The sequence below is a fragment of the Vallitalea maricola genome (assembly GCF_036985595.1).
Classification (GTDB): Bacteria; Bacillota; Clostridia; order Lachnospirales; family Vallitaleaceae; genus Vallitalea; species Vallitalea maricola.
Genome location: NZ_BTPU01000452.1, coordinates 1 through 219 on the forward strand (window position 1 = coordinate 1; position 219 = coordinate 219).

The following is a 219-nucleotide window of genomic DNA, read 5'->3' on the forward strand; positions in this document are numbered from 1 at the left end:
TGGTACATCTAAATTTATACCATTACTTATTGTTTCTCCTTGTAACATTTTTAATGCAACCAAACAACTAGCATAACCTACATCTGCTGGTCTCCAACATTGTGCGTGACTCATGTAACCTTCATTTATGTAAGATGATGAAACTGATGGTATACCTAGACTAACTACAGCTACATCTGTTCTGTTTTTATCTTTTAATACTGCAGCAAAATTACTTCC

The 219-nt window shown here is 33.8% G+C and carries 1 pseudogene; it reads right to left on the minus strand.

The annotated features are described in order from the left end of the window. Window positions 1–219 (minus strand): annotated as a pseudogene (locus AACQ14_RS24605) (sugar ABC transporter substrate-binding protein); the annotation flags it as partial.